Origin of the sequence: Acidimangrovimonas sediminis, assembly GCF_002871005.1 — a bacterium.
GTDB classification, from domain to species: domain Bacteria; phylum Pseudomonadota; class Alphaproteobacteria; order Rhodobacterales; family Rhodobacteraceae; genus Acidimangrovimonas; species Acidimangrovimonas sediminis.
Genome location: NZ_PHSN01000064.1, coordinates 1 through 2758, shown reverse-complemented (window position 1 = coordinate 2758; position 2758 = coordinate 1). Strand labels below are relative to the sequence as shown.

At 69.0% G+C, this 2758-nt stretch carries 2 protein-coding genes; both read left to right on the top strand.

Annotated elements, in window-relative coordinates:
* Positions 1–363, top strand: a 363-nt coding sequence (locus tag CVV76_RS24310; RefSeq protein WP_102227269.1) for a (2Fe-2S)-binding protein, incomplete at its 5' end; no start/stop codon positions are given.
* Positions 360–2624, top strand: a complete 2265-nt coding sequence (locus CVV76_RS24305) for a xanthine dehydrogenase family protein molybdopterin-binding subunit (protein WP_102227268.1) — start codon at positions 360–362, stop codon at positions 2622–2624. The genes CVV76_RS24310 and CVV76_RS24305, both read left to right, overlap by 4 nt.
* The last annotated feature ends 134 nt before the right edge of the window (positions 2625–2758 follow it).

The following is a 2758-nucleotide window of genomic DNA, read 5'->3' as shown; positions in this document are numbered from 1 at the left end:
TGCGGGGCCTGTTCGGTGATGCTGGACGGGCAGGTGGTGCGGTCCTGCGTGACGCCGCTGAGCAGCGTGGGCGATGCGAAGATCACCACGATCGAGGCGGTCGAGGACGATCCCGTCGGCAAGCGGGTGGTCGAGACCTGGGTGGCCCACCAGGTGCCGCAATGCGGCTATTGCCAGTCGGGGCAGGTGGTCGCGGCGACCGCGCTTCTCAAGGAGAACCCGACGCCCGGCGAGGACGAGATCGCGGCGGCGATGCTGAACCTGTGCCGCTGCGGCACCTACAATGCGATCAGCGGCGCGATGAACGACCTTGCGGGCCGCGGGTCTCAGGCCGGCCGCAAGACCGGGGAGGACACGCTGTGAACGATCACGATCCGAACTTTTCGTCCGACCGTTTCCCCGACGGTGCGCCGCAGAACCTTTCGCGGCGTCGGTTCCTGCTGTCCTCGGCCGGCGTGGCCGCCGGGGCGCTGGTGATCGGGGTCGGCGTGCCCGTGGGGCCGGCGCGGGCCGCGGCATCCGAGGGCCAGATGGCCCCCGGCACCAACGTGCCCGCCTTCCTGGAGATCCGGCCCGACAACCGCATCCGGCTTCAGAGCCCATTCAACGAGGGCGGTCAGGGCGTCTTCACCGCGATGGCGCAGATCGTGGGCGAGGAGCTGGACGCCGACCCCGAAAGCTTCATCGTCGAGAACGCGCCGGCGGGGCACGATTACCTCGTGGTCTACGGCAAGATGCGGATCACCGGCGGCTCGATGTCGGTACGCACCAGCTATGACACCATGCGCAAGCTGGGCGCCATGGCGCGCGACATGCTGCTGGAGGCGGCCGCGACCCGCCTGAACGTGCCGAAGGGAGAGCTTTCGACCGAGCCGGGGCAGGTGGTGCACAAGGCCTCGGGCCAGAAGGTAGCCTATGGCGACCTGGCAGGCGATGCGCTGGACCTGGCAGTGCCCGATCCGAAGAGCGTCGCCCTCAAGGACCCCAAGGATTTCCGCTGGATCAGGCAGCCCCTGAAGCGTCTGGATGTCTATGAGAAATCGACCGGCCGCGCGGTCTACGCGATGGATTGCAAGGTCGACGGCATGCTGCATGCCGCGGTCCAGCATGCGCCGCGGCTGGGGCTGAAGCCCGGCGACATCGCCAACCTTGACGATGTGAAGGGCATGAAGGGCGTGCATTCGGTGCACAAGCTCGACGGTGCGGTCGCAGTGGTGGCGGAACGCTTCTGGGTGGCCAAGCTGGGCGCCGACGCGCTGCAGGTCGACTGGCAGGAACCGACCGAGGCCGAGAAGAAGAAGGTCCGCTACATGCCCGCGGATTTCTCGACCGAGGCCTATGCGAAGCAGCTGGCCGAGGCCAAGGGCGACGGCGACGAGGCGGAAAGCCACGGCGACATCAAGAAGGGCTTCGACGGGGCGGCCAAGACCGTCACGGCGACCTATCACAGCCAATATGTCCACCACGCCCAGCTGGAACCTGCGGCGACTCTGGCGCGGTTCAACGAGGACGGCACGCTCGACATCTGGCTGCCGAACCAGGCGCCCGAACAGTTCCAGGCGCAGATCGCCAAGGCGGCGGGGGTGAAGCCGGAACAGGTGCACGTGAACTCGCCCCTGCTGGGCGGGTTCTTCGGCCGGCATTTCCTCTATCCCGGGGCCAACCCCTTCCCGCAGGCCATCGCACTGGCCAAGGCGGTGGGCAAGCCTGTCAAGGTGATCTGGACGCGCGAGCAGGAATTCCTGCGCGATCCGCAGCGGCCGATGGCGGCGGTCCGGTTCCGCGGCGCGCTGGATGCCGACGGCATGCCCGTCGCGATCGAGGCGATCAGCGCGACCGAGGGGCCGACCGAGGGTCTCAGCGGCCACAAGGACGGCAAGCCCGATCCGATGGCGGTCGAGGGTCTGACCGGCAAGGCCTATGCCATCCCCAACCGCCGCATCGCCGAACTTTACGTGCACACCCCGGTGTCGCTGGCCTACTGGCGCTCGGTCGGGCATTCGATGAACGACTTTCTCTACGAGGGGTTCCTCGACGAGATGGCCGATGCGGGGGGCAAGGACCCCTATGATCTGCGGATGCAGCTGCTCAAGGGCAACGACCGGCTGACGACCCTGCTGAAGGCGGCGGGCGATCTGTCGGGCGGCTGGAAGCGCGGGCCGTTCACCGCGGGCGATGGTACCAAGCGGGCGCGGGGTGTCGCCATGGCCTCGCCCTTCGGCAGCGAGGCGGCGGCGATCGCCGAGGTCTCGATCGACGGCGCGGGCAAGGTGGTGGTGCACGACATCTGGGAAGCCGTCGATCCCGGCAGCATCGTGAATCCGGCGATCATCAGGGCGCAGGTGATGTCGGCGGCGACGCTGGGGGTGTCGCAGGTGCTGATGGAAGAGGTCACCTACAAGAACGGTGAGCCCGATGCCCGCAACTACGATCTTTATCCGATCCTGCCGCCCGACCGCGCGCCCAGGATCCACGCGACCATCGTCGAGCGCGGCGCCAAGATGGGCGGGGTGGGCGAGCCGCCGCTGCCCGCCGTGCCCGCGGCCATCGCCAACGCCGTGTCGCACCTGACCGGCAAGCGGGTGCGGTCCATGCCGCTCGACAAGCTGAGCCTTGCGACCTGAGGGCGGGGGCGCGGGCCGCCGTTGCCCGCGCCCCCGTTCCCGCCGCCGCCGCGACCGCCCGCTACCGGTCCGGCGGGACGGCGCCGCCCCTTGTCCGCAGGACAGCGACCTCTCCTAGCAGCCGGAGCTCCCCT